Source organism: Haloactinospora alba (genome assembly GCF_006717075.1).
GTDB lineage: Bacteria > Actinomycetota > Actinomycetes > Streptosporangiales > Streptosporangiaceae > Haloactinospora > Haloactinospora alba.
This window is the reverse complement of the sequence record NZ_VFQC01000003.1, coordinates 109,800-135,620: the sequence shown is the minus strand read 5'-3', so window position 1 is coordinate 135,620 and position 25,821 is coordinate 109,800. Positions and strand designations below refer to the sequence as shown.

At 70.5% G+C, this 25,821-nt stretch carries 23 protein-coding genes, 1 tRNA gene, 1 pseudogene and 1 CRISPR repeat array; of the genes and pseudogenes, 11 read left to right on the top strand and 14 right to left on the bottom strand.

The window, feature by feature from the left end; translation table 11 throughout:
• The first annotated feature begins 4 nt into the window (after nt 1–4).
• Complete coding sequence (locus FHX37_RS21155) at nt 5–685, top strand: class I SAM-dependent methyltransferase (RefSeq protein WP_141926046.1); 681 nt, start codon at nt 5–7, stop codon at nt 683–685.
• A gap of 189 nt (nt 686–874) precedes the next feature.
• Here FHX37_RS21155 and FHX37_RS21150 read toward each other — a convergent pair whose 3' ends face one another.
• From FHX37_RS21150 to cysS, 5 genes and pseudogenes are all read right to left on the bottom strand, one after another.
• Nucleotides 875–1,069, bottom strand: a complete 195-nt coding sequence (locus FHX37_RS21150) for a DUF397 domain-containing protein (RefSeq protein WP_141926045.1) — start codon at nt 1,067–1,069, stop codon at nt 875–877.
• Between the two features lie 175 nt (nt 1,070–1,244).
• Nucleotides 1,245–2,449: pseudogene (locus FHX37_RS21145) on the bottom strand (IS110 family transposase).
• A 780-nt stretch (nt 2,450–3,229) separates the two neighbouring features.
• A CRISPR array of direct repeats spans nt 3,230–3,503; the repeat unit is 29 nt; unit sequence ATGCTCCCCGCGCACGCGGGGATGGACCC.
• A 126-nt stretch (nt 3,504–3,629) separates the two neighbouring features.
• Nucleotides 3,630–3,702: transfer RNA gene (locus FHX37_RS21140), tRNA-Thr, on the bottom strand.
• A gap of 40 nt (nt 3,703–3,742) precedes the next feature.
• Nucleotides 3,743–4,726 (bottom strand): 23S rRNA (guanosine(2251)-2'-O)-methyltransferase RlmB, encoded by a 984-nt coding sequence (gene rlmB, locus FHX37_RS21135; protein WP_141926044.1) that lies wholly within the window; start codon nt 4,724–4,726, stop codon nt 3,743–3,745.
• A 54-nt stretch (nt 4,727–4,780) separates the two neighbouring features.
• Nucleotides 4,781–6,184 (bottom strand): cysteine--tRNA ligase, encoded by a 1,404-nt coding sequence (cysS, locus tag FHX37_RS21130; protein WP_141926043.1) that lies wholly within the window; start codon nt 6,182–6,184, stop codon nt 4,781–4,783.
• A gap of 228 nt (nt 6,185–6,412) precedes the next feature.
• Here cysS and FHX37_RS21125 point away from each other — a divergent pair, with 228 nt between their 5' ends.
• Nucleotides 6,413–7,795, top strand: coding sequence for a hypothetical protein (locus FHX37_RS21125; RefSeq protein WP_141926042.1), 1,383 nt, complete (start codon nt 6,413–6,415; stop codon nt 7,793–7,795).
• A gap of 55 nt (nt 7,796–7,850) precedes the next feature.
• Here FHX37_RS21125 and ispF read toward each other — a convergent pair whose 3' ends face one another.
• The 3 genes from ispF to phoU all read right to left on the bottom strand — a co-directional run bounded on the left by ispF (nt 7,851) and on the right by phoU (nt 9,830).
• Complete coding sequence (gene ispF, locus FHX37_RS21120; protein WP_211351997.1) at nt 7,851–8,333, bottom strand: 2-C-methyl-D-erythritol 2,4-cyclodiphosphate synthase; 483 nt, start codon at nt 8,331–8,333, stop codon at nt 7,851–7,853.
• A gap of 24 nt (nt 8,334–8,357) precedes the next feature.
• Nucleotides 8,358–8,840 (bottom strand): CarD family transcriptional regulator, encoded by a 483-nt coding sequence (locus FHX37_RS21115; protein WP_141926041.1) that lies wholly within the window; start codon nt 8,838–8,840, stop codon nt 8,358–8,360.
• A gap of 327 nt (nt 8,841–9,167) precedes the next feature.
• Entirely contained in the window at nt 9,168–9,830 is a 663-nt protein-coding gene (gene phoU, locus FHX37_RS21110; RefSeq protein WP_141926040.1) for a phosphate signaling complex protein PhoU, read from the bottom strand.
• A gap of 123 nt (nt 9,831–9,953) precedes the next feature.
• On the opposite strand from phoU, the gene FHX37_RS21105 reads away from it, so the two are divergent.
• Nucleotides 9,954–11,132, top strand: a complete 1,179-nt coding sequence (locus FHX37_RS21105) for a sensor histidine kinase (RefSeq protein ID WP_170181670.1) — start codon at nt 9,954–9,956, stop codon at nt 11,130–11,132.
• Nucleotides 11,129–11,830, top strand: coding sequence for a response regulator transcription factor (locus FHX37_RS21100; protein WP_141926039.1), 702 nt, complete (start codon nt 11,129–11,131; stop codon nt 11,828–11,830). Before FHX37_RS21105 ends, FHX37_RS21100 begins: the two co-directional genes overlap by 4 nt.
• A 44-nt stretch (nt 11,831–11,874) precedes the next feature.
• Here FHX37_RS21100 and dtd read toward each other — a convergent pair whose 3' ends face one another.
• From dtd to FHX37_RS21085, 3 genes are read right to left on the bottom strand one after another with little or no spacing between them, the layout of a single operon-like run.
• Entirely contained in the window at nt 11,875–12,300 is a 426-nt protein-coding gene (gene dtd, locus FHX37_RS21095; RefSeq protein ID WP_141926038.1) for a D-aminoacyl-tRNA deacylase, read from the bottom strand.
• 54 nt (nt 12,301–12,354) lie between these two features.
• A complete protein-coding gene (locus tag FHX37_RS21090; RefSeq protein WP_141926037.1) occupies nt 12,355–13,125 on the bottom strand; it encodes a hypothetical protein in 771 nt (256 codons plus the stop codon).
• A gap of 42 nt (nt 13,126–13,167) precedes the next feature.
• Complete coding sequence (locus tag FHX37_RS21085) at nt 13,168–14,952, bottom strand: DUF2207 domain-containing protein (protein ID WP_141926036.1); 1,785 nt, start codon at nt 14,950–14,952, stop codon at nt 13,168–13,170.
• A 145-nt stretch (nt 14,953–15,097) separates the two neighbouring features.
• Between FHX37_RS21085 and FHX37_RS21080 the strand changes: the two genes are divergently transcribed.
• Together FHX37_RS21080 and FHX37_RS21075 are read left to right on the top strand one after the other, a co-directional pair.
• Entirely contained in the window at nt 15,098–16,069 is a 972-nt protein-coding gene (locus tag FHX37_RS21080) for a neutral zinc metallopeptidase (protein WP_141926035.1), read from the top strand.
• On the top strand, nt 16,066–16,977 hold the full coding sequence (locus FHX37_RS21075; RefSeq protein WP_141926034.1) for a neutral zinc metallopeptidase: 912 nt from the start codon (nt 16,066–16,068) through the stop codon (nt 16,975–16,977). Before FHX37_RS21080 ends, FHX37_RS21075 begins: the two co-directional genes overlap by 4 nt.
• Before the next feature lie 2,325 nt (nt 16,978–19,302).
• On the opposite strand, the gene FHX37_RS21070 is transcribed toward FHX37_RS21075, so the two are convergent.
• The 3 genes from FHX37_RS21070 to FHX37_RS21060 form a co-directional block, all read right to left on the bottom strand.
• A complete protein-coding gene (locus FHX37_RS21070) occupies nt 19,303–19,602 on the bottom strand; it encodes a DUF2516 family protein (protein ID WP_141926033.1) in 300 nt (99 codons plus the stop codon).
• 152 nt (nt 19,603–19,754) lie between these two features.
• Entirely contained in the window at nt 19,755–20,699 is a 945-nt protein-coding gene (locus FHX37_RS21065; protein ID WP_141926032.1) for a M56 family metallopeptidase, read from the bottom strand.
• Nucleotides 20,700–20,703: 4 nt separating this feature from the next.
• Nucleotides 20,704–21,066 carry a BlaI/MecI/CopY family transcriptional regulator gene (locus tag FHX37_RS21060; protein WP_141926031.1) on the bottom strand — a complete coding sequence of 121 codons (363 nt, stop codon included), beginning with the start codon at nt 21,064–21,066 and terminating at the stop codon, nt 20,704–20,706.
• Nucleotides 21,067–21,300: 234 nt separating this feature from the next.
• Between FHX37_RS21060 and FHX37_RS21055 the strand changes: the two genes are divergently transcribed.
• The 5 genes from FHX37_RS21055 to FHX37_RS21035 all read left to right on the top strand — a co-directional run bounded on the left by FHX37_RS21055 (nt 21,301) and on the right by FHX37_RS21035 (nt 25,813).
• Nucleotides 21,301–21,831, top strand: coding sequence for an O-acetyl-ADP-ribose deacetylase (locus FHX37_RS21055; protein WP_141926030.1), 531 nt, complete (start codon nt 21,301–21,303; stop codon nt 21,829–21,831).
• Nucleotides 21,832–21,846: 15 nt separating this feature from the next.
• Nucleotides 21,847–22,833: an alpha/beta hydrolase gene (locus tag FHX37_RS21050; protein ID WP_141926029.1), complete on the top strand. Its 987-nt coding sequence runs from the start codon at nt 21,847–21,849 to the stop codon at nt 22,831–22,833.
• A 213-nt stretch (nt 22,834–23,046) separates the two neighbouring features.
• Nucleotides 23,047–24,366: a D-inositol-3-phosphate glycosyltransferase gene (gene mshA / locus FHX37_RS21045; RefSeq protein ID WP_394344528.1), complete on the top strand. Its 1,320-nt coding sequence runs from the start codon at nt 23,047–23,049 to the stop codon at nt 24,364–24,366.
• Nucleotides 24,367–24,418: 52 nt separating this feature from the next.
• Nucleotides 24,419–24,997 carry a type III secretion system chaperone family protein gene (locus FHX37_RS21040; RefSeq protein ID WP_141926027.1) on the top strand — a complete coding sequence of 193 codons (579 nt, stop codon included), beginning with the start codon at nt 24,419–24,421 and terminating at the stop codon, nt 24,995–24,997.
• Between the two features lie 69 nt (nt 24,998–25,066).
• A complete protein-coding gene (locus FHX37_RS21035; protein WP_141926026.1) occupies nt 25,067–25,813 on the top strand; it encodes a phosphoglyceromutase in 747 nt (248 codons plus the stop codon).
• Nucleotides 25,814–25,821 lie beyond the last annotated feature (8 nt).

Genomic DNA, 25,821 nt, shown 5'->3' with positions numbered 1-25,821 from the left:
ACACATGACCGAGTCCGCAGCCGCCACGGACATCTTTGGGATGTCGCGCTACTGGGACCGCTACGCCGCAGGCGTGGCTGAGGAACTCCCCGAGGACGCCCTCAAGAACGCGTTCGGCTGGTGCCAGTACGAAGGGCACGGTCCCGGCGACGAGCTCCTGGGGGACTCGCTGTCCACTCTGGAACTGGGGTTCGGTCGCGGTAATGCCGTCGCCGCCCTAGCGTCCAAAGGGCTCGATGCTACCGGGGTCGACGTCTCACCTCTGCAGTGCGAACAGGCCCAGAGCAGGTGGGGCCACCTGCCTGGTGCCACGTTCCTCCAGGGCGACGTGTGTACCTACCTCGCTGACGCGTCCCAACGCTGGGACGCGATCTACTCGATCTGGGGCGCGCTGTGGTTCACCGATCCTGACTTATTGCTGCCGTTGATCCATGACCGGTTGGCCCCGGGCGGGCGGCTGGTGTTCTCCCACGCGCCACCCGTGCCCGGTAGCTACGGCGTACAGGGGATGTACGGCGGTGGGTTCACCGGCCGCCGCACCTGGATCTACCGATGGTCCTACGAACCCGAAACGTGGGCCACCATCCTGCGCGAGCACGGCTTCACCAGTATTGATTCCCGGATCCACCCCGCCCCGGAGAACGACCTGCTGGGCACCCTCATCGTCACAGCACACCGCTCCTGACCTCGGGAAGCATCGCGAGGAGGGTGGGCCGGCCCCTGATGACACCAGCAGTTCTGGCCCAGTGAACCACAACGGGCGGTAGGCGCTTGTGGTCATGCCAGGGTACCTCCGACACAACAACAGCCCCTCGGCCGAGGCCGAGGGGCTGACTGCGTTCGTTCCCTGATCGGGGACGTCACGGGGCAAGGATTACAGGTTCTCGGCGCGGACCTCGTCGAGGAGCGCCTTCCACTCCGTGGCGGAGAACGACAGGTGCCCGGCGCCCCGGTTCTGGGTGTCGCGGACCGCAGCCCTGGCCCCGGTGTCGGCGACTTCCACACAATCTTCGCCCTTGGCGCTGCTGTAGCTGGACTTACGGAAGTTTAGGTGGGATGCGGCAAGCATAATCGTCTTCCTTCATTCGAGTGTCTGTAGGCGGCGCTCCAACCACGCGCGTGATTCCTCGACGGACATCGCGCTGGCCCGGGCGCGCAACGGGGGGTGTGCGTGGCGGCGCACACCCCCTTCCCTGGGTGCTGCCACTATCTCCCAGCGCCCGGGGGGTGCTTCTATGGTTTTGTCAAGCGGCGAGAGCGGTGGGCGGTTGGTAGAACGTTCCGTCGCGCAGCATCGCGAACAGGACGTCGCAGCGTCTACGTGCCAGGCAGAGCAGGGCCTGGTTATGGCGTTTGCCCTGGGCGATCTTTCGGTCGTAGTAGGACCGTGAGGGCGGATGCGACAGCGAGGCGAACGCGGAGAGGAAGAGCGCGCGTTTGAGCTGCTTGTTTCCCCTCTTCGATGGCTGTTCGCCCTTGATCGAGGTGCCCGAAGCGCGGGTGGCGGGCGCAAGCCCGGCATACGAGGCCAGGTGGGACGCACTGGCAAAGGCCGAGCCGTCGCCCACCTCGATCACGATCCTGGCTGCGGTCCTGACCCCGGTTCCGGGCATCGAGGTCAGGACCCTCGCAAGAGGGTGGGCCTCCAGCAGGGTCTCGACCTCGGTGGCCAGGGCGCTGCGTTGCTGCAGGGTGGTGTGCAGGGAGGAAGCGAGGTTGGTGATCACGGTGGCCGCAGCCTCGGTACCGGCCACTACGACCGTCTGTTCGTCCAGGGCCGCGACGATCTCGTCGATGAGGCGCTGGGCCATCCGAGGGGCCTCGGGGCGGATCAGCTCGAGCAGGCCAGCGCGTTCGGCCTCGCGCAGACGCGCAGGTGTGGGGTGGCGCTGAAGGAGCGTGAGCACCGCGGGGTGGTCCATCCGGGGCCCACGACGCGCTCCAGGGCGGGGTGGAGCTGGGTGAGCAGCCCACGCAGCCGGTTGCGGGTGCGGGTGGCCTCGGCGGCCAGGTCGTCGTCGTGGCCTACGATCATGGCCAGCGCGGCGGTGGTCTCGTCATCAGGGGCCACATCGCCCAAGGTGTGGGGCATTGCCCGGGCCGCATCAGCGATCACCGCCGCATCACGGGCATCAGTCTTGGCCTCGCCGGGATACAGGTCGGCCACACGCCGCATGGTCAGTCCGGGCAGGTAGGCCACCGCGCAGCCGGCATCGCGGGCCACAGCCAGCGGAAGCGCGCCGATCGAGGCGGGCTGGTCGACGACGACCAGCACCGTGCCGTGCTTGGCGGAAAGCTTGTCCAGCATCTGGCGGAGTTTGGGTTCGCTGTTGGGCAGGCGCTTGTCGAACACGGTCTTTCCGGAGGGGGTCACGCCGCGGGCGTGGTGTTCGCCTTTACCGACGTCCAGGCCGAGGTAGACGCCGATGTCATCGGGGGTGTCGGCCACGTGTGCTCCTGGCTGATGATGTGTCTTCCCGGCCGTGGCGGGCACCGTCTGCCGGCATCCACATTACGAAGATCCTGCCCAGGGCGGATCGTGCTTCTATTAGCGGTCTGGCGGTGCCTTCGGTCCCAGTGACACCACCCCCCGGATCATGGGTGACAGGGGGGAGCAGTCATGCCGGGCCGAAGGCCGGGAGTTCCGTTGCGGAACTGCCCTAAAAGGTAATGGGGGGAACACTCCGCCCCCGGGCGTTCTTCCCCTTCATCTTGCGTCCAGGGGCGGCCAGACTTTCGTGTTCTCAGGGGAATGTGTGCAGGCCGATGGAACGGTATGGTCAGATCTTGACCGCATTCGCCGGAATACCGGCCCTGTGGAATCACAAAAGAATAACGCCACGCATTATCGCAGGTGGTGGCCGTGATCCCCACGCACGTGGGGATGGACCGCTGTCGTGGTGCACCACATGGGCAACTCGGGAGTGAGCCCCACGTATGTGGGGATGGGGCCGGGTGAGGTCACCTGTGAGCTGTGCTGGCAGCGGGTCCACACACGGGCGGGAGTAGGGGCGCGTTCTCAGCCTCGGTACCCCACCGGGATCGCGCGGAGGTGTGGTCGGCAGGGCGTGCGCGGTAAGGACAGTTGTGGTCTCCTGGCCTCGCCGCGGTGGTGGATGCCGCGCCGCCTGACAGTGGTCCGTTTGTGAGGGGTGTGCGTACTATGTCCGAATATCCAGAAGTTGCACACACGGGCATGCGCGCGACCTAGAAGACCAGGTCAGAGAGGATGCTCCCCGCGCACGCGGGGATGGACCCGATGTTTGAGCTCCTGGTCGCTTGGAGTATGTATGCTCCCCGCGCACGCGGGGATGGACCCTCCAACATCGAGCAGCAGCAGCTCGACTACGTATGCTCCCCGCGCACGCGGGGATGGACCCACACGGGCGTATGTCTCAAGCGACATGACCACGATGCTCCCCGCGCACGCGGGGATGGACCCCCGTGAGTCAGTACTACGAGCTGTGGGCCAACGTGAGCCCCGCGCACGCGGGGATAGACCTCAGTCCGCGGAAACGCAGGGAACGACGTGCCCCGGCCGACCACACCAACAAAAACGGCGGCCACCCGGGAGCACCCCGGACTGCCGCCGTCGTTTCGCCCGTGATCTGGAACCATGTCAGCAGAAGAGCCGACGAGGGGAATCGAACCCCTAACCTATCGCTTACAAGGCGATTGCTCTGCCGATTGAGCTACGTCGGCCGGGCGCCGCTGGCCCTACAGGCATGGTACAGGTTCGCGGCTACTGCCCAAACGCGCGGCGGCGGTTCACCTCGTACAGGGAAACCCCCGCGGCGACCGACGCGTTCAGCGACTCCACACCGCTGATCGGGATCGTGGCGACCACGTCGCACGTCTCGCGGACGAGCCGGCTCACTCCCTTGCCCTCCGAGCCGACCACGATCGCCAGCGGGTCGCTCGCAACCGGCAGCTCGTCCAGCCGGGTGTCCCCCTCGGAGTCCAGCCCCGCGACGAACACCCCCTCCTGCTTGTAGCCCGCCAACGCGCGGGACAGGTTGGTGGCCTGGGCGACCGGGAGACGCGCGAGCGCACCCGCCGACGTCTTCCACGCCGCCGTCGTCACACCCGCCGCGCGGCGTTCCGGAACGAGGAGCCCGTGCGCGCCGAACGCGGCGGCGGAACGCGCCACCGCCCCCAGGTTGTGCGGGTCGGTCACCCCGTCCAGCGCCACCACCAGCGGCGATGTGGACGACTCGCGCGCCGACTCCAGCAGGTCCTCGGCCGCCCAGTAGCGGTACGGCCGCACCTGCAGCACCAGCCCCTGGTGGGCCGCTTTCTCCTGTCCGCTGTTCTCGCACTGGCGGTCCAGCTCCGCGCGGCGCACCTCGTGCACCGTCACCCCGGCCTCGCCGGCGAGGCGGGCCGCCTCGGTCACCCGCGCGTCCTGCTCCAGGCTGTTCGCCAGGAACAGTTTCGTCGCCGGAACGCCGGAACGCAGCGCCTCCACCACCGGGTTCCGTCCGACCAGCAGTTCCGGACCGTCCTTTCCGCTCGGTGCGGTATTCCGACGGCCGGCGGGCGCGGTTCTGTCCGGGGCGGGTTTCTGCTCCGCTCTCTTTTCCTGCTTAACGGCTTTCGCGTGCTGTTTCTTCGGGTACCAGTGCCGCTGTTCGGCGGGAAGGGTGCCCTTCTTCCCCTGGAGGGCGCGTTTCCCTTTGCCGCCGCTGCCCTTTGTGGGGCCCTTCTTGTTTCTCTTGGCCGGCATTACGCCGTCCCTCCCATTGGTTCGCTGTCGCGCGGGACCGCGAATTCCCGCTCGTCAGCCGCGTCTGAGTTCCCAGCGCGGCCCGCGCGGGGTGTCCTCGACCGCTATACCCGCCGCGAGAAGCTGGTCACGGATCTCGTCGGCGGCCGCGTAGTCCTTGCGTGACCGGGCGGCCTGGCGCTGCTCCAGTGCCACGGACACGAGGGCGTCCACCACCTCGCGCAGGCCACTGTCGCCGCTGCCCGCCCACTGTTCACTGAACGGGTCCAGCCCCACGGCGCCGAGCATCGCCCGCACCCGCGCCGCGAGCTCGGCCACCCGGTCCTTGGCGCCGTCGGTGAGCGCCGCGTTCCCGTCCCGCACATGGTTGTGGACCACCGCGAGCCCCTGGGACACCGAGAGGTCGTCGTCCATCGCCGCGGCGAACTCCTCCGGCACCTCGGCCGCGGGTTCCACCGTGCCGACCATCTCGGCGGCCCGGGTCAGGAAGCCGCTGATGCGCTGGAACGCCGCGGCCGCCTCGTACAGCGCCTCGTCCGAGTAGTCGATCGTGGAACGGTAGTGCGCCTGGGCGAGGTAGTAGCGCAGCTCGATCGGGCGTACCTTGCGCACCATCTGCGGGATCAGCAGCGAGTTCCCGAAGGACTTGCTCATCTTCTCGCCGCTGGTGGTCAGCAGGCCGTTGTGCAGCCAGTACCGGGCGAAGCCGTGGCCCGCCCCCTGGGACTGCGCGATCTCGTTCTCGTGGTGCGGGAACACCAGGTCGAGCCCGCCGCCGTGGATGTCGAACGTGCCGCCGAGGTACTTGGTGGACATCGCCGAGCACTCGAGGTGCCAACCGGGCCTCCCCCGCCCCCACGGGGTGTCCCAGCTCGGCTCCCCCGGACGCGCGCCCTTCCACATGGCGAAGTCGCGGGGGTCGCGTTTGCCGCTGTCGGTGTCCGTGTCCCCCGCGCCGCGCATCTGTTCGAGGCGCTGGTTCGACAGGGCCCCGTAGTCCGGGAACGAGCGCACGTCGAAGTAGACGTCGCCGGAGCCGTCCCCGGCCTCATAGGCGTGGCCGCTGTCGATGAGGGTGCGCATCAGTTCGATCATCTCGGGCACGTGGCCGGTGGCCCGCGGCTCCACCGTCGGCGGCAGGCAGCCCAGGATGTCGTAGGCGTGGGTGAACGCGCGCTGGTTGCGCTCACTGATCTCCCACCACGGCACCCCCTCGGAGTGCGCGGTGTTGATGATCTTGTCGTCGATGTCGGTGACGTTACGACACAGGGTGACGCTGTAGCCCCTGTACATGAGCCACCGCCGCAGCACGTCGAAGTTCACCCCGGAACGGATGTGGCCGATGTGCGGTGGCGCCTGCACCGTGGCGCCGCACAGGTACAGCGACGCACACCCCTCGCGTAGCGGGGTGAAGTCGCGGACCGTGCGGGTTCGAGTGTCGTAGAAGCGCAGACTCACGTTGCCAAGGGTAGCCGTTTCACGCCCGTCACCGTTCACGGAACCCGAAATAAGGGCACGACCGCTGACCACGATCGGCCATGCCCGAAACCTCCCACCTCACCTGGTGAGCAGGTGTTCCACGGGCGCTGCCGGGCGTTCCCCGACGCGCCGCCCGTTCCCGTTTTCCACCGATACCGCGTGCGATCTCGTGTTCGTGGCATCTCCTGGGCTACCCTGCTGCGCACAATGGCCGCTAAAACCTCCACGAGACCGTCCAGCGCCGGCACCGGCGGCGCCGAACCCCGACAACGATCCGGCGCCGCCGCCATCGGACTGACCGGGCTCGGTGTGCTGATCATCGCCGCGTTCGCCGTGCTGCTCTCCTACAACGGCATCTACCAGGTGGCGCTGCAGGGCAACGTCGAGCCGCGTTACGCCCACCTGTACCCGGCGGGCTTCACCCTCCTGCTGTTGATGTCGTTCTGGACCAGCTACCTGCTCCGCGCCGCTCCGCGGCGCCGCCGGATCTGGGTCGACGTGCTGATTCTCGCGCTGATCCTGGTCGCGGCGGGCGCCAGTGTCCTGCAGGCCACGGACCACCACCTGGCCTGGCGCATCGCGGTGGTGGTCACCGCCGCCGCGCCGTGGCTGGCGCTGCTGGTGGCCTTCCGGATCTTCCTGTGGGTGCTGATGTACCTGCGCGGGGAGGTCACCACCGCACAGGAGCGGGGGCGGGAACCCGTCCCCGCCCAGGACGGCGACGGGCAGAGCGACGACCAGGACCGGGACATCGTCCCCATGTCCGAGCCGGAGCCCCCGGAGCGCGGGGAGTCCGACCCGCCCCGGACCGACGGGGCCGCGGAAGCGGACACGGCCCCCATCCCGGAGGCGCGGGACGCCGGGGACCGCGGCACGGGCAGCGACGAGGGTGTCGAGGTGGTCCCGCCGCGGAGCGCCCCGGACGGTCCCGCTCCCGAGACGGGCGGTGCCGAGACGGACCTCCGGGAGGCTTCCCCCGCGGAGACCGCACCGGCGGAGGTGTCCGACCCCTCGCCCGTCTCGTCCGTCGGCCAGCCGCCGGAACCCGTCGCAGCGGGGACCGAGGACACGCAGGCCGCCGGCGGCACGGAAGCCGCGGAGGCGGAGGACACAGCCGGGGCGGCACCGGAAGCCACCACGGCGGGCGCGCCGGTTCCGGACGCCGAACCGCTGCCGAAACGCACCCCGCAGCAGGCAGCGCACCCGGGGCACGCCGGCGTGCCACCGGAACCCGAGGCGGAAACGGACGGACAGGCGCCGCACGGCGCGGACCCCGTTCCGGACGGGAGCGCCGCCGCGGACGAGGGGTTCGTGCACGATCCGCCGCCAGCGGACCCCACCAGCGACGAGGCCGACATCACAGCCGGGGACGCGACCCCCGGCACGCCCGAGAACGCCGACGGGGCTCCGGAGCCGGCCGGGGAGCCGGAACCGGACGGTGAGGCTTCCTCCGGCGCGGAGGAGAGGGTGTCGGCCGGTATCGGTACACGGCCGGTGACGCGGAAACCGCCCCGTCCGCCGATGCCGGACTTCCCCGAGGAGCCGCCGTCCGGCCGGGTACGCAGCGGCCCCACCCCGCCCGCGGAGTGAGTCCCGCGCGGCACGCCCTCACCTCAGACGGGAAACCGTTCCACCCGGGGGCGGGTCACTCGCCGCCGGCGACGCACAGCGCGGTCGCCACGGCGGCGATCCCCTCGCCCCGGCCGGTGAGACCGAGACCGTCGGTCGTCGTGGCCGTCACGGTGACGTCCGCCCCCAGCGCCGCGCTCAGCACCCGCTGCGCCTCCGCGCGGCGCGGCCCGAACTTCGGCCGGTTCCCGATGAGCTGAACCGCCACATTGCCCACTGTGAACCCTGCGGCGGCGGCGCGGCGCCCGGTCTCAGCGAGCAGGTCGGTTCCCGCCGCACCCGCCCACCGGGGGTCGCTCGTGCCGAACTGGGACCCCAGGTCCCCGATGCCGCACGCGGAGAACACAGCGTCACAGGCGGCGTGGGCGACGACGTCACCGTCGGAGTGTCCGCCGACCCCCTCTTCCCCCGGCCATTCCAGACCCGCGAGAAAAAGAACGCGACCGGCCGTAAAAGGGTGGACGTCGGTCCCGACGCCCACCCGAGGTATTTTCGCCATGAACGTGTGCTCTTCTGGCTTTTCCTAGTCCGTGAGAACCTCGTCGAGAAGTGCCTCGGCTTTGTCCTCGTTCGTTTTTTCCGCGAGAGCGAGTTCACTCACCAAAATCTGCCTTGCCTTGGCGAGCATGCGCTTTTCTCCAGCGGAAAGACCCCGTTCTTTGTCGCGCCGCCACAGGTCGCGCACGACCTCTGCTACTTTGTTCACGTCCCCGGAGGCGAGCTTCTCCAGGTTCGCCTTGTACCGCCGCGACCAGTTGGTGGGCTCCTCCACGTGCGGTGAGCGCAGCACCTCGAAGACCCGGTCCAGGCCCTCCTGGCCCACCACGTCACGAACCCCGACCTCCTGGGCGTTCTCGGCTGGCACACGTACCGTGAGATCACCCTTGTCCACCCGCAGAACCAGGTAAGTTCGGTCCTCGCCCTTAATGACGCGACTCTCGATAGCCTCAATACGGGCAGCCCCATGATGGGGGTAGACAACGGTGTCGCCGACCTTGAAAGCCATGTGACAAGTACCCCTTCCGCCGGTATCAAGGGTACCACGATTCGATGTCTTAACGTACCTATTCGGTTTACGAACGCGCAGGTCAATGCGGCATTTTAGACCTTGACAAAGGATACCGGCGATACTTCGGCACCCGTCCTAACCACGGACGGAAGGGAGTTATTCCCGGTCGCCCCGGAGTTCGGCGAACACCCAGGGTGAGCACAACGAACAGGGGCAGACGGTACGGAAATACGGCGACACCGCCGTACTGCCCTCCGTGAAGCCCGGGCGACACGCCCGCCCCCGTGATCGGAGTACTGTGACTTTCCTCACTGGAGTGAGGCGTCACACCTCGTTCTCGGACTCCTCCGGCTTCTCGCCCGTGACCATGTAGACCAGGTTGTCCGCCACGTGCACCGCGTGGTCGCCGAACCGCTCGTAGAACCGGCCGGCGAGCGTGACGTCCATCGTCGCCTCCACGCCGTGCTGCCAGCTCGGGTCGAGGATCCGGGTCAGCAACCGCCGCCGGAGCCTGTCCATCTGGTCGTCGTCGGTGTCCAGTTCCCGGGCCTTGGCCGCGTCCCCCTCGGTGATCACCTCGCCGGCCTTGATCACCAGAAGCTCGGCCTGGTGGCCCATCTCCAGCACGATGGAGCGGAGCTCCGCCGGGATGGCGGAGTCCGGGTGCCGGCGGCGCGCGATCTTGGCGATATGGACGGCGTGGTCGCCCATCCGCTCCAGGTCCCCCGCCATGTGCAGCGACGTGATGATGATGCGCAGGTCCCGCGCCACCGGCTGCTGGCGCGCCATCAGATCGAAGGCGCTGGCCTCGATCTCGTCGTCCAGCCGGTTTATTTCCTCGTCCCCGGAGATAACCTCCTGTGCTGCGTTCAGGTCGGAGTCCAGCAGCGCGGTCGTCGCCCGAGCGACACCGTGCCGCGCCTGCCTCGTCATTTCGACGAGGCGCTCACTGAGGGCTTCGAGCTCCTCGTGGTAGCTGTCGCGCATAGTTCAAATCGTCCCAGATGCTAACTGAATCAATTCCGAAGTAATGGTGAATATTTACGAAATACCGGTTGTCGCGCCTGCCCAATCGATTAACGAGGGGTAGCGCCGTCCTACGATCGGAGTGTGCAATCAGAACTTCTGGCTGCGATCGCGGGGTTCCTCGGACTCCTGGTCGGTGTTGCGGTCGGCGCGGCACTGCGGCGCCGAGCGGGACGGCGTGCCCATGAGGCCGACCTCCCGGCGCGGACCGAACTGCCCCAGGGGATCGCCGAAGTGCTCGCGGCGCTGCCGTCCTCGGCTGTCGTGCTCGACTCGGCGGACCAGGTACTGCGTGCCAGCCCCGCTGCCCGAGCGTACGGCATCGTGCGGGACAACGAACTCGTCATCAGCGACGTGCTCGCCCTCGCTCGCCAGGTGCGCCGCGACGGCGTCATCCGCGAGACCGAGATCGAGGTCGCCGTGCGCCGGTTCGGCCCCGAGGTGACCTCGTTCGCGGTGCGGGTCGCCCCGCTCGGCGGCACCGGACTCGTCCTGGTCCTCGCCGAGGACCAGACGGAGCAGCGCCGCGTGGAAGCGGTGCGCCGGGATTTCGTCGCCAACATCAGTCACGAGCTTAAGACCCCGGTGGGGGCGCTGTCGCTGCTCGCCGAGACCATATCCGACGCCAGCGACGACCCGGATGCGGTGCGGCGCTTCACCGGCCGGATGCAGCAGGAGACCAACCGGCTCACCAGTGTCATCCAGGACCTGATCACCCTCTCCCGCATCCAGGGCGCGGAGCCCATGGCCAACCCGGAAAGCGTCGACGTACAGAGCGTGCTGGACGAGGCCTACGACTCGGTGCGCACCGCTGCCGAGGCCAAGGAGATCGAGGTCGTCATCAGCGGGGCCGAGGACCTCACCGCCCTGGGGGACGAGAGCCTCCTGGCCACCGCGGTGCGCAACCTCATGGCCAACGCCGTGGCCTACAGCCCGGAGCGCACCCGCGTGTCCGTGTCGGCCGCGGCCAACGAGAAGACGGTGGAGATCCACGTCGCGGACCAGGGGATCGGCATCTCACCGCAGGACGTGGAGCGGATCTTCGAGCGGTTCTACCGGGTGGACGCCGCTCGCAGCCGGGCGACGGGAGGCACCGGCCTCGGCCTGGCCATCGTCAAGCACATCATGACCCACCACCGTGGGGAAGTGACGGTGTGGAGCAAGGAGGGTTCGGGGTCGACGTTCACACTGCGTCTTCCCGGACCACAGGACCGGGAGCGTCCCCGCCCCGGCGAGAACAGCGATCGGGAGGCAGCACAGTGACGCGCGTACTCGTCGTCGAAGACGAGGAATCCTACAGCGATGCCCTGTCGTACATGCTGCGCAAAGAGGGGTTCGAGGTCGCGGTGGCCCAGACCGGGACGGAGGCGCTGGAGACGTTCGACCGCACAGGAGCGGACCTGGTGCTGCTCGACCTGATGCTTCCGGGACTCTCCGGGACCGAGGTGTGCCGCACCCTACGGCAGAAGTCCAACGTGCCGGTGATCATGCTCACGGCCAAGGACTCCGAGATCGACAAGGTCGTCGGCCTGGAGCTGGGCGCGGACGACTACGTGACCAAACCCTTCTCCTCCCGCGAGCTCGTGGCCCGCATCCGGGCGGTACTGCGGCGCCGCGGTGACGACGAGGAGGAGGACCTGCCCGGGACGATGGAGGCGGGCCCGGTGCGCATGGACGTGGAGCGCCACGTGGTGACCGTCCGGGGGGAGGACGTCCAGCTTCCCCTCAAGGAGTTCGAGCTTCTCGAGGTGCTGCTGCGCAACGCCGGCCGGGTGCTGACCCGGATGCAGCTCATCGACCGGGTGTGGGGCGCCGACTACGTCGGGGACACCAAGACCCTGGATGTGCACGTCAAACGGTTGCGCGCCAAGATCGAGCACGACCCGGGCGACCCGCAGTTCATCGTGACCGTCCGCGGCCTGGGCTACAAGTTCGAACCGGTCACCGCCACGGCGGAGTAGTCCCCACCCGGTACCGGACGCTCCCCCGCGTGTCCGGTACCGGGTCACACCTCCACGAGGACGGTGAACGGGCCCTCGTTGGTTAGCTCCACCGACATCTGCGCGCCGAACGCGCCGGTCCGCACGGGTGCGCCCAGTTCCCGCAACTCCTTGACGACCGTGTCGACCAGGGGTTCGGCCACCGGGCCGGGGGCCGCCGCGTGCCAGGTGGGGCGGCGTCCCTTGCGGGTGTCGCCGTAGAGGGTGAACTGGCTGACGACCAGTAGCGGGGCGCCGATGTCCGAGCAGGACCGCTCACCGTCCAGGATGCGCAGCTTCCACAGTTTCGCGGCCATTTTCCGGGCCTCCGCGTCAGTGTCGGTGTGGGTGGCGCCGACCAGCGCCAGCAGTCCCGGTTCGGCGATCTCACCGACCACCTCGCCCTCCACCGTCACACTGGCCCGGCTGACCCGCTGCGCGACCGCCCGCATCGTCGTCCTTCCTCCGTTGTTCCGCTGGTGATGCCGCGGCTCCCGCCGCGGAGTCTAGGTTCGTACGTTCCCGGCCGCGGGTTCCCCGGTCCGGTCGGGGTGCAGCCGGCGCCACACGAGAGCGCTCCCGAGCTCGTGGTAGAGCGTTCTCCCCTTGGTCTCGTGCGCCTTCTTGCGCCGCGCCAGCCGCACGATCGCGACGACGGCGCTCCCCACCATGGAGCACCCCACCGCCAGCAGCACCACGAACGCCGCTGTGGACACCCCGGACAGCATGAACCCCGGGGAGAAGAGCGCCAGGAACAGCCCGGGAATCAGCATCAACCCGTTCCAGCGGTTGATGGCGCGCTGGGCCCGGTTGGCCGCAAGCGTGTGCCGGTCCTGCCACCGGCGGGTGAACGGGTCCTCGGGCCAGCGTTCACGTTCCCGCTCCCGCAGGTCCGCGATCTCGGGGGCCTCACGCACCTCCCGCAGGGAGGGAAGCTCGAGCCGGAACACCCAGCGCTTCCCTCCGCCGTTGGCCGGCATGACATCGGTGCGGAACCGGTAACCGTACTCCCGGGCGATCTCCTGGACGCTGGCGAACGGCATCCGCGCCGTTCCCGCGGGGAACGACGTTTCCACCCGGCCCTGCCGCAACGCCTCGCGGAACCGGGACCGCGTCTCGTTGACGCGGTGCTCGGGAAGCTCGTCCGCGGCCCGCGCGGACCTGCGCAGCACGCGCGGCACCGGGCCGCCGACGGCCTGGTACACGCGCACCACCACCAGCAGCCATATCGCGGCCGCCGCGGACCACTTCAGTGCTTCCACGGCCGTGTCCCACATCCGTACTCTTCGGGTCCCTCTCTCCGATCGAAGCGGACGCTGTCACCCCAGCGCGGGGAACTGGCGGGTGTTGGACAGGACGCCGGTCAGCGTGACGGTGAACGACTTGATGGAGTCGGCGAAGTCCGCCATCCGCCACTGCGCGGGCCCGACGTACCAGGGGAGCGCGTCCTCGCCCATCTCGTCCGACCCCGCCGAGGCCAGGACGTTCGCCCACCGCTCCACGTTGTCGAAGATGATCGCGTACGGGAGGTAGTGGGAGAACAGCTGCACCCGGCACCCCGCCGGCACCCGTTCCGCGTCGGCGCCCAGCAGGTAGGCGCGGAACCCCATGGTGTGGGCGAAGACCACGCTGCCCTGCCGGGTTTTGGCGGGCATGTACTGCGCGCCCACCGTCACCGCGGCCCCGGCGATGATCACCGCCAGACCGGTGAACGCGGCCTGGGTGTAGATCGCCAGGAGCACGGTCAGCGCCACCCCGGCGGCGGTGAGGGCGATGCCCGCCGTCGCCCACCGGTTGCGTTCCAGATTGGGGCGGCGGGAGAACCACCGCAGCCGCACCATGTCCCGGTAGAGCTCCTCGCGCACCCGGGCCAGCCGCTTCGGGAACTCGCCGCTGCCCAGGTCGGACAGTCGCACCCGGTCCCGGCCGTGGAACAGCGCGTCCAGCAGGAGGCGCTCGTAGGCCAGGGGTGTGTCGTCGAACGGCCCCGGCCGCTTCTCCAGTTGCCAGTCCACCGAGGTGAAGTGCTCGTGTTCCAGCTCGTGGATGGTGAAGTACCCCCGGACCGCGAGGTCGACGACCGTGGCGGTGATGTCCACGATGTCGGCCTGCTCGTCGATCAGCGTCCCGATCTGGCCCGGGTGGACGCCGTCCGGCGGGTGGAACCGCATCCCGCCCGGAGCGGCACCGTCGGAGGTGACGGGGGCGCTGTCCCCGGCGCAGGCCTCGGTGCGCAGCGCGCGCTCGTCCCGCCCGCGCAGCCGGATCAGCCCGACGAGTCCGCCGACCAGGACCACCAGGAGCAGGCCGAAGACGCTGGCGGTGGCGGAGGTGACGGCGAAGGCCGACGTCAGCGACCACTTCCGTTCCAGCAGGGGCTCGGCGGGTGCGGTCCCGGAGGGGTAGCTGACCACGATCTCCAGCCGTTCGCCGGGGGTCAGGTCGGTCTGCAGGAAACGCGCGACGAGGGCCTGGTGTCCGCCCATGTCCGAGGAGGTGCAGTAGATGGAGCTGCGCGGTTCGCCCGCCGTGCAGGAGAGCGCGACCGGTGGGGCGTCGGCCTCCACGGTCACGGTGGTCTCGGCCACCGCGGAGCTGTACCCCCCGACGGCGGCCCACTCCGTCTCGACCCCGTCGCCGACGCCGTCCACGGCCCCGCGCACCTCGTAGCGCAGCACCACGGTGTCGCTGTCGGCGACGTCCATGGTGGCGGTGAGCTTGCGGCCCTTCTCCTCGGTGACCACCGGCACGGGTTTCCCCCCGGATCCCGCGGCCGCGATGTCGGAGAGTTCGTAGCGCCGGTCGTGGTTGGTGTCGTAGGCCTGGCGGGTGACGAACGTCCGGGTGAACGTGTCGGGGGCGTCGTCGCCGAACGAGATCGTCTCCTCGGCGTGCAGGACGCCCTGACCGTCGAGTTCCAGCGAGATGTCGTTGGTCGTTTCCCCCTCCCGGTCCGACTGGGGCAGGGAGGAGTGCGACTCGGGAGCGGAGCTCTCTCCGGAGGAAGGGGACGCTCCCGCGGCGCTCGCCCCGGCCGCGGAGGCGGTCGCCGCGAGGAGGAGGGCCGCGCCCGCGGCCGAACGTCTGAGGCCAACCCACCACATGGGGTGCGAGCCTACCCGGAGAACCGTCGGCACGAGCCACCCGGGAACCACCCGAGGCAGCACGTGTCGGCAATAACCGCCATAATCGTCTCCGGTGGTGGGTTCCACGCGGGGACTGACGAACGCCGGGAGGTGACGCGGGCTCATGGCCGAACGCAAGCGTGCCGCCACGGGTGAGGAGGGGAGCGCGCGGCTCGCGCACCCGAACCTTTCCCGCAGGAGCAGTCCGCGCCCGCGCCTCGACATCGGAATCACGGTGGTCGTGCTCACCGGGCTGACAGCGGTCGGCCTGGCGGGGTTCGTGAGTTTCTCCACTCTGTTCTCCCCCGAGCAGCCGCTTCCGGAGCCGGTGGACCGGAGGGCTGGCGGCGGCAGCTCCGAGGGGCCGCCACCCGGCACCGGTAGCGGCTCCGAGGTCCTCACCGCGAACCCGCTGTACACCACGGGGCAGCTGGCGGAGGTCACCTGTGAGGCGCCCGGGCTCGACCCGGACGACGAGGAGTCGATGGAGCGGTTCCTGCACCGGGTGACCGACTGTCTCGACGAGGCGTGGCGGGAGCAGTTCTCCCACACGGAGGCGGGGTTCGAGCCGCCGGACCGGATCTACTGGTACGCCTCGGGCAAGAGCCCGTGCGGGAACTACCCGATGCGCAACACGGCGGCGTTCTACTGCCAGGCCAACGAGGGCCTGTACCTCGGCGTGGACGACATCGTGGAGAACTCCGGGGAGAGTACGGACCCGGAGACGTACACGTTCCTGCTCAGCCACGAGTACGCCCACCACGTGCAGGGCGAGGCGGGGATCCTGGACTACTTCCACGAGCAGCGGCGCCAGGAGTCCGAGGACACGAAGCAGGAGCGGTTGACGCGGCGCAGTGAACTGCAGGCGAACTGCCTCGGCGGCGCGTTCCTGGGGACGGTCGCCGACTCCTACCCCATCGGCGCCGCGGAGCGGGAGAACGTCCTCGCCGACGCGCAGCGCCGCGGGGACTACGACACCGGGGAGCGCACGCACGGCTCCCCGGAGAACGGGAAGCTGTGGACAGCGCACGGTATGGACCGCAGGGACCCGGCTGCCTGTGACACCTGGAAGGCCGGGAGGGACCTGGTCGATTGACTCCGACACGACGCCGCGCGGCGCTCTACGCCGCCCTCTGCGTGCTCGTCCTCGCCCTCTCCGGGCTGGCGTGGACCGCGTCCTCCGGTAACGGCCGACCGGATGGAGAGGAGGCCACGGAGGCGGGCGCGGGTCCGAAGGGCGGTTCCGGCTCTCCCACGCAACAGGCGGACACGCAGCGGCCCTCCGGGGCCCGGGCGCTGGTGACCAACCCGCTGTACAGCACGGGCCGCCTCTCCCCGCTGCCCTGCCCCGCTCCCGACCTCGAGGTGGACGACCCCGGCTCGATGGAGCGCTTCCTGACCACCGTCGCCGACTGCCTGGACGACACCTGGTCGGCCCAGTTCGCCAAGGCGGGGATCTCGTTCGAGCCACCCGGCCGCGGTTTCTGGACCGAGCCCGGAACCAGCCCCTGCCGGGACTACCCCTCCTCCGCCGGCGCGTTCTACTGCCGCACCGACCAGACGGTCTACATCGGCACCGCCGACGTCGCGGAGAAGTGGGGCGGGGAGGAGAACAGCGCCGTCTACGCCTCGCTGCTCGCCCACGAGTACGCCCACCACGTGCAGGGCGAGGCGGGGCTGCTGGAGTACTACCACGAGCAGCGCCGCCGCGAGGACGACCCGGCGGAGCAGAGCGCCTGGACGCGCAAGAGCGAGCTGCAGGCCAACTGCCTGTCCGGCGCGTTCCTCGGCGCGGTCGAGGTCAGCTACCCCCTCGACGACGCCGACCGGGAGGCCGTGCTGGAGGACGCCGCGGCCACGGCCGACGAGGAGGACGCCCCGCCCGGGGAGCGCACCCACGGCAACCCCGACAACAGCAGGCTGTGGCTGCACACGGGGATGGAGAAGCAGGCGCCCGGAGCGTGCAACACGTGGGCCGTGTCCAACGACGAACTGCTGCGATAGCAGGGGGTGTGGACAGCTCTCCCGGATGCGAGAATCACGCGCATGCGAGCGGAGCGCGCTGCCGTGTTGCGGATACACGGCGTCAGCGGCGGTGACCCCGAGGAACTGCTCGACGTCGAGTCCACGAAACGCGTCGCCGGGGACGGGCTGGCCGGGTTCTTCCGGTGGCGCCCTCCCGAGGACACCCGCAGCCTGTCCGGTGTGCCCCGCGAGATCTACACGTGGGGCAACCTGACCTCAGGGCGCTCCTCCCGCGCGCTGTGGCTGCTGCTGCTCCCGTTCATGCTGGTCAACATCGCCTACTGGATGCGGCCCGGGCACACGAGCCCCCAGTCCCCGCTGGCTTCTCGGATGGCCGACGGTGCCTACGGGACGGCGGTGCGGTTGCTGGCACTGAGCCTGACCGCGCTGCTGACCCTGGCGGCGGCCGGGGTGGGCATGGACCTGGTCGCCTGGCAGTGCGGCGGCGCCGGGCGGGCGTGCGCCGAACTCCGCCCCTGGCTGGGTTTCCTGTCCCGTCCGGACGCGCCGCTGGCCACACCCGGGCGGTCCCTCGCGGCCGGCACGGTACTGCCGCTCGCGGCGGTGCTGCTGCTGTGGCTGCTGTCGCGGCGCACCGGAAGCGTCTACGAGGTGGCGTCGGCCGACGCCACCCCCACGCACCACGCGACCGCTCCCCTCTCCCACCCCGGTTTCTGGCGCAACAGCGCGGTCATGGGCCGGCTGCGTTCGGCGCACGTCGCGGTGGCGCTGGGGACGGTGGCGGTCCTGCTGCTGGTACCGCCGCTGGCCCACGACCTGTCCCGCGGTGCGCCCGCGGCCGGTGCGGGGTTGGCGTGCGCGCTGGCGGCGGCACTCGCCTGCTGCACCGGCAGCGTCCTCGTCCCCGGAACCGACGAGCGCTGGAACCGCCGCGCGGACCTCGCCTGCGCTCTACTACGCACCGTGGTGCTGGTGCTGCTCGCCGGGGTGCTGGCCTACGCGCTCTGGCCGCGCCCGGGCTGGGAGGCGTCCGGGGAGCTCCCGGGGCACTCCACCGCGTTGAACGCGGTGTTCGCGTTCCAGTGCGTGCTCGGGGTCGTGCTGTTCACCGCCGCGCTCCTGCTGCACGCCCGCCACCGGACGCACGACGACATCCCGCTGCGCGGGACGGCCGGTCCGGCGACGGCGGTGCTGGGGGCGCTGCTCGGCGGGGTGTTCTCCGCCGCCGTGGTGTACCAGACCGCCGGGTGGCTGGGGGGCTGCTTCCCGCCCTCCTCCGGCGGCGAGGCGTGTCTGGCGCTGCGCCCGCCCACCGCCTACGCGTGGTTGCAGCTCGCGTTCACGCTGGAGGCGGGGATCGTACTGGCGCTCTCGGGGGTGCTGGCGGTGGTGCTGGCGGTGCGCACCCGCCGGGAACGCGACGTGGTGGCCGCCCGGTACGGCCGGGACCGGCGGGCGCGCCGCACGGGCGAGATCGCGCGCGCCCGCGCGTGGGGCGGTCTGACCGAGGCCCTGCCGCCGTGCCTGGTCGCGGTCCTGTCGCCCGCTGTCGCGCTCATCCTCCTGGGTGTGTACGCGGCGCTGACGGGGCAGATCACCGCGACGGCCTTCGGGGCCGAACGCGTCGTCAGCGGACCGGTGTCCGCGCTCGCGCGGGCCGGTGAGGGGTTGCAGGAGGCCGTCACGTTCCTGGTGACCGTGGGGTCGTGGCTGGGGGGCCTGTTCCTGGCCGTTCTGGCCGGGCTGGGGCGCAGCGCCTACCAGAACCGCCCCACCCGCCGGGCGGTGGGGATGCTGTGGGACGTCGGCACGTTCTGGCCGCGCTCCGCCCACCCGTTGGCGCCGCCGTCCTACGCGGAACGCGCCGTCCCCCAGCTCACGGCGCGGGTGCAGCACCTGGCGGCGCACGGCACCGGGGTCGTGCTCTCCGGGCACTCGCAGGGTTCCGTGCTGGCCGCGGCCGCGGTGTGGCAGCTTCCGGACGAGTGTTCCCGCCGGGTCGCGCTGCTCACGCACGGTTCACCGCTGTACCGGCTCTACACGCGCTACTTCCCGGCCTGTTTCCACCCGGGCGCGCTGGCCTCCGTCGCCGACGGGGTGGCCCAGTGGCGCAACCTGTGGCGGCGCACCGACAGCATCGGGGGTCCCGTCCGGGTGCGGAGCGGGGGGCGGCTCAGCACGGTCGCCGTCGAGGCGCCGCTCCCGGACCCGCGCTGCTACGACGTCCCGGCCGGGGAGGCGGTGTATCCCGACGTGGCGGGCCATTCGGACTACACCGGCGACCCCGCCTACCGGGACGCGCTGGCGGTGTGCAGCGCGCTCGTGGCGGCGCCGCGGCCCGGGTCACCAGCGGCCGTCGGAGCGCCTGATCCCGCTCACGGCGGGCCGGACGTCGAGGAGGTAGATCAGGGCGGCGATGAGGGCCAGGAACACGAACATCCGCTGTCCGGCGAGGACGGCGCTCAACGAGATGAAGGTCCCCACGCCGAGCAGGATCAGCCATAGTTTCTTCGTCTGCTTGTCCATGGCGGGGAACGCCTCGGCGGGGGTGCGTGCCGCGTCGACGAGGGCGTACAGGCTCGCCACGAAGATCGCTATGTAGATGAGTATCCAGAGGGACCCGAAGAACGATGCTGCGGCCACGGGGAGGCTCCCAACCTTACGGACGAGCGGTCACTGGCGGGGCCGGGCGGCCGGCCCCTCGTTCCGGAGGAACGTTCGGCGGCGCGTGATCGTGCCCGCCGGCGCCGTACCCGGGGCAACGACCGGGAGGGGCGCGGTGATTCCGGGACTGATCACAGCGGCAGGTGCCACAGCGACAGGGTTGTGACCATCAGGACGGAGGCGGAGGCGAGCACCGCGGCGGCGGCCGTCCGGGAGAGGCCCTCGCGGGGGTGGACCAGGCGGGAGACGCGGGTGACGACCTCGGGGCGTTCGGTGGTGGCGGCCCCCATCGCGCCGGCGGGCACCGAGGTGTTGCCGGCCGTGCCGAACCGCATGAGAGCGCTCGCGAGCTCGCTGCGGGACCGTTCCCGCAGCGCCTGGTCGTCGGCGCACATCTCGATGAGCAGGGACACGGCCCGGTACCACGTCTCGACCAGCCGCACGCGCGGCAGGGCGCGTTTGAGCGAGGAGAACGGCAGCAGCACCAGGTCGTGGCGCTGTCGCAGGTGGGCGTGCTCGTGGGCGAGTACCGCGGCGAGTTCGCTGCGTTCCAGGACCTCCAGCGCGCCGGCGCTGACCACGACCTGCGAGCGCAGCACCCCGGGAAGGCAGTAGGCGGCGGCCGTGGGGTGGTCGAGGACGCGGGCCCCGGGAACGTCCGGGTCGTCGCGGGCGACGAGGGTGAGCAGGTTGTGGTGGCGCCGCCGGGTCCGCAGCACGTGCACGGTCGACACCACGATCCCGTAGAACAGCAGGGTGGCGAGTCCGAAGGCGAGCACGATCGCCGCCACCTGTGTGGCGCCGAACGGGGTGTCGGCGAGCCCGGACAGGTAGAAACCGTGGCTGAAGGCGTCGCGGGCCAGCGCGATCAGGCCGTTGACCACCCCCTGGCCGTAGGGGGCGAGGCCGAACGCCAGCAGCGCTCCGATGGTGGAGATGCCCCACGCCAGACCGAGCGCCTGCCAGGCGATGACGGCGACGTAGGGGCCGCGTAGCGGCCATGACGCCCTGCGGAGCCGTGCCGCGGCGATCAGGCAGCCGACCGCGATGGTGGTGAGCAGAGCGGCACTGACCATACGGTTAGGTCCTCGGGTCGTCGACTTCCGCTAGCGCGCGGCGCAGTGCTTGGGCCTCGTTGCCGCTCATCGAGCGTACGAACGCGGCCAGGGCGGCGTCCCGGTCGCCGGTCTGGTCCAGGGCGTCGATCATCATCTCCGACACGTAGTTCTCCCGGCTCGCGGCCGGGCTGTAGCGCCACGCGCGGCCCTCGCGGTTCCTGGCGACGACGCCCTTCTTCGCCAGCCGGTCGAGCACCGTCATGACCGTGGTGTGCGCCAGGTCCCGTTCGGACAGGGCACGTCCCACCTCCCGTACTGTCAGCGGCTCGTTGTGTTGCCACAGTACATCCATCACCGCGCGTTCGAGGTCACCGAGCCGATTCATAACACCGAGTCTACGGGGCATAGTACTACTCCTCGTCGTGGGGGGCGGCGCCGCTCGGCAGCGCCGGCGTGCGGGCACTCTCCCGTATATTCACACGCATCACCTGGGTAGTCGTCATCACCACGACACCGGTCGGGGCCGCACTGGGAACAGCACACCGTATCCTGTCGGTTCATCCCCGCCCCCGGGGTGCCGCTAACCACCGTCCGGCCGAACAACGGGAGGAGCCAAGCGATGGACATCCGCCTCGTGCAGGGCGACATCACCGAGCAGGACGTCGACGCCGTCGTCAACGCCGCCAACTCCTCGCTGCTCGGCGGCGGGGGCGTGGACGGCGCCATCCACCGCGCGGGCGGCCACGAGATCCTCGAGGAGTGCCGCGCGCTGCGCGCCTCGAGTTACGGCAAGGGCCTGCCCGCCGGGCAGGCGGTCGCGACGACGGCGGGCAAGCTCCCGGCGCGCTGGGTGATCCACACGGTCGGGCCGGTGTACAGCACGAACGAGGACCGTTCCGAGACGCTGGCCTCGTGCTACCGCGAGTCCCTGCGGGTGGCGGCGGAGCTGGGAGCCCGCAGTGTCGCGTTCCCGGCGATCTCCACCGGGGCCTACGGCTGGCCAGCCGAGGACGGGGCACGGATCGCTGTCCGGACAACACGGGATTCCTCGGTTACAGTAGGTCATGTCCGTTTTGTGCTTGCCGGGGAGCGTATGTACGAGATTTTCGAGCGCGCGCTCGCGGAAACCGGCACGGCACCACACTCCTGACCTGAGGATTCCGGTGTGTTCACGACGCTCTCCCGCGCGACAACGGTTCTCGTGGCATCCTCACTCCTGGTAGCCACGGCGGGAACCGTCGCCACCTTCCACGACGGGCGGCTGCGGCCGGACATGGCCACCCACGCCAGCGGCGCCAGCGGCGCCGGCCCGGGGGCCACCGCCCCCGCGGTCCAACCCCGCCCCGGGGAGGTGGACGTCTGTGACGAGCCCAGCTCCGAGGACATCGTGAAGGTGCCGGACAAGGGCGCGCCGGACGGGGAACGCTCCATCTGGGTGCGGCGCCCGCCCGGTTCGGACAACGAGGACACCCCCGTGCTGTACCTGCTGCACGGCTCCACCACCAGCCACCTGACGCTCAGGGACGCCGACCTCGGGCCGATACTGGACGAGGCGATGTGCTCCAGCGGGGTGGAGTTCGTGGTGGCCGCCCCGCACGGCCAGGAGGTCGGCGGCAGCGACACCGAGTGGGGCGACGACGTCGACGGGGACTTCAACATCGAGTCGTTCGTCACGGAGAAGGCGGTGAAAGCCGTCGAGGGGGACGACCGCCGCCCCCGCTCCCTGCGCGCCATCGGCGGCTTCTCCATGGGCGGGTACGGCGCCGCGGCCCTGCCGCTGCGCCACCCCGAGCTGTACTCCCAGGCGGTGAGCTGGGCCGGGTACTTCAAGGTCGACGACCCCAGCAACACCTTCGGGAGCGACACCGACCAGCACGCTCCCGACCAGCTGCTGGACGAACCCGGGGTGCAAGACATCCGGTTCATGCTCATCGAGGGGAAGGACGACCACACCCCGCTGCAGGAGGGCAGCATCCACGGCGAGGCGAAACGCTTCGCCTCGATGCTGCGGGACCGTGACATGACGGTACGGACCGCCTTCCCCGAGGGGGACCACAGCTTCACCACCTGGAACCCCACCGTCCCGGAGGCTGTGGAGTTCCTCACCGAGGGCTGGAGCGACCCCCGGACCGGACAGCAGCGGGGGAACTGAGCGCGGTTCCCCGGCGGCCAGCCGGCACTCCCGAGAACGGCCCGCAGCCTCCCGCACCGGCACCGGCCGCCCCGCGACCACCGGCCGCGGACCCCGGACGCACGCTCCACCACCCCTGGCGCCATCATGGGAACACTGTCCGCCATTGCCGCTGTTGTGGATTCGAGGTGGCGGTGCGAAGACTGCCCGAGACGGAAGGGGACGACAGTAGTGGTGCCGGACAGTCCGAGCGCGACCGACACACGAACAGCGAGTACCGGCGCCCCGGAGGGTCCGGGACGGATCGCCACCATCAGTCTGCACACCTCCCCCCTGGAGCAACCCGGCAGCGGGGACGCCGGCGGCATGAACGTCTACATCGTCGAGGTCGCCAAGCGTCTGGCCGACCGCGGCGTCGCCGTGGACGTGTTCACCCGCGCCACCCACCCCGACCAGCCGCCCGCCGTGGAGATGCACCCCGGAGTGACCGTCCGGCACGTCCCGGCCGGCCCGTTCGGGGACCTGGGCAAGGAGGCGCTGGCGCACCACCTGTGCCCGTTCATCTTCGGGGTGCTGCAGACCGAGGCGAACCAGGAGCGCGGCCACTACGACCTGGTGCACGGGCACTACTGGCTGTCCGGGCGCGCCGGCCTCGCCGTCGCGCGCCGGTGGGGGGTGCCCATGGTGCAGTCGATGCACACCCTCGCCAGGGTCAAGAACATGGCGCTCGCCGAGGGTGACAGCCCCGAACCGGAGACGCGGGTGCGCGGGGAGACCCAGCTCGTCCGCAGCGCGGACCACCTCATCGCCAACACCGGCGACGAGGCGCGGCAGCTGGTCAGTCACTACGAGGCCGACCCGCAGCGGGTCAGCACGGTGCCGCCCGGTGTGGACCTGGACATGTTCACCCCCGGCTCGCGCCGGGACGCGCTGCGCCGCATCGGTCTGGACGCTGACACCGAGCTGCTGCTGTTCGTGGGGCGGGTGCAGCGCCTCAAGGCCCCCGACGTGCTGCTGCGTTCCGCCGCCGAACTGCTGCGGCGCGACCCGGGGCTGCGCCGCCGGCTGGTAATCGGCGTCGTGGGCGGCCTCTCCGGGGGCGACACCGCCGAGCCGCGCCGGTTGAGCGCGCTGGCCGACACGTTGGGGATCGCCGACATCGTCCGCATGGAACCGCCCCGTTCCCGGCGGGATCTCGCCGACTTCTACCGGGCGGCGACCGCGACCGTGGTGCCGTCCTACTCGGAGTCGTTCGGCCTGGTCGCGGTGGAGTCCCAGGCGTGCGGCACCCCGGTCGTCGCCTCCCGGGTGGGCGGGCTTCCCTTGGCGGTGCGCGACGGTGTCTCCGGAGTGCTCGTCGACGGGCACGCGCCGCGGGACTACGCCCGCGCCCTGCACCGCGTCATCACCGAACCGGAGTCGCGGGACCGGATGGGCCGTGCGGGGGTCGAGCACGCCGCGCGACTAAGCTGGTCGGCGACCGTGGACAAACTACTCGGCGTCTACGGTGGGGCGCTGCGCCAGGAGCCGCTCGCCGCGGCAGTCAGCCAGTAACCGCCGGAAGGCGCCGACAACCGGACCGAGGAACCAGGGGTCACAGTCGCACATGTCATCGCAGGCGCACACCGACGCTGCCGCGGCGGTCGAGGCCGCAGTCGCCGACGCCGGCCTCGAGGCCGAACGCCCCCGCCCGGACGCGTTCCTCGTCACCCTGCCGGGGCAGCGCAAGCTCAAGACGCTGGTGTGGTTGAACATCGGCGAGCACAGCATGCTGCTGAAGACGTTCTTCTGCCGCCAGCCGGACGAGAACCACGCCGGGTTCTACCAGTGGCTGATGCGCAAGAACGCGGACATGTACGGGATGGCGTTCTCCGCCGACGAGGTCGGCGACGTGTACCTGGTCGGCCGGATCCCGCTGGCGGCGGTCACCGCCGAGGAGGTGGACCGGCTGCTGGGCTGCGCGCTGACCTACTCCGACGAGAACTTCAATACCGCCCTGGAGCTGGGGTTCGCCTCCTCCATCCGCCGGGAGTGGCAGTGGCGGGTGGCCGGCGGCTACAGCCTGCGCAACCTGCAGCCGTTCCGCCACCTCGTGGAACGGTCCCAGCCGGAGGACGGGGGCGGGGATCCCCCGGCACCCCCCGTGCTGTCGCGCGCGCAGGAGCAGTCCGGCGAGGCGCGGTGACCCCCACCCGGTCCGCGGTCCCGCGGGCGGCTTCCGTGTTGCCCGCGGCGGGCAGCTAGGCTGGCGCCCATGGGGACTCTGGTTTTGCTGCGACACGGCGAAAGTGTCTGGAACGCCGAAGGACTGTTCACCGGCTGGGTGGACGTGGACCTCTCCGTCGCCGGTGAGGAAGAAGCGCGCAAGGGCGGTGAGCTGCTGCGCGACGCGGGCCTGCGCCCCAGCGTGGTGCACACCTCGGTGCTCAAACGCGCCATCCGGACCGCGAACATCGCGCTGGAGGCCGCCGACCTGCACTGGCTTCCGGTGCGGCGCTCGTGGCGGCTCAACGAGCGCCACTACGGTGCGCTGCAGGGCAAGAACAAGGCCCAGACGCGTGAGGCCTACGGCGAGGAGCAGTTCATGGTCTGGCGCCGCTCCTTCGACACCCCTCCCCCGCGGATCGCCGACGACGACGCCTACTCCCAGGTGGGTGAGACGCGCTACGCCGACCTGCCGCCGGAGCTGATGCCGCGCACCGAGTGCCTGGCCGACGTCGTCCAGCGGATGCTGCCGTACTGGTACGACGCGATCGTGCCGGAGCTGGCGGCGGGAGGGACCGTGCTGGTGGCCGCGCACGGCAACTCCCTGCGCGCGCTGGTGAAGCACCTGGACAGTGTCGACGACGAGACCATCACGGGGCTGAACATCCCGACCGGTATCCCGCTGGTGTACGAGCTCGACGAGAACTTCACCCCGCGCACGAAGGGCGGCGAGTACCTCGACCCCCAGGCCGCCGCCTCCGCGATCGAGGCCGTGAAGAGCCAGGGAGCGCGGTAACGGAACCC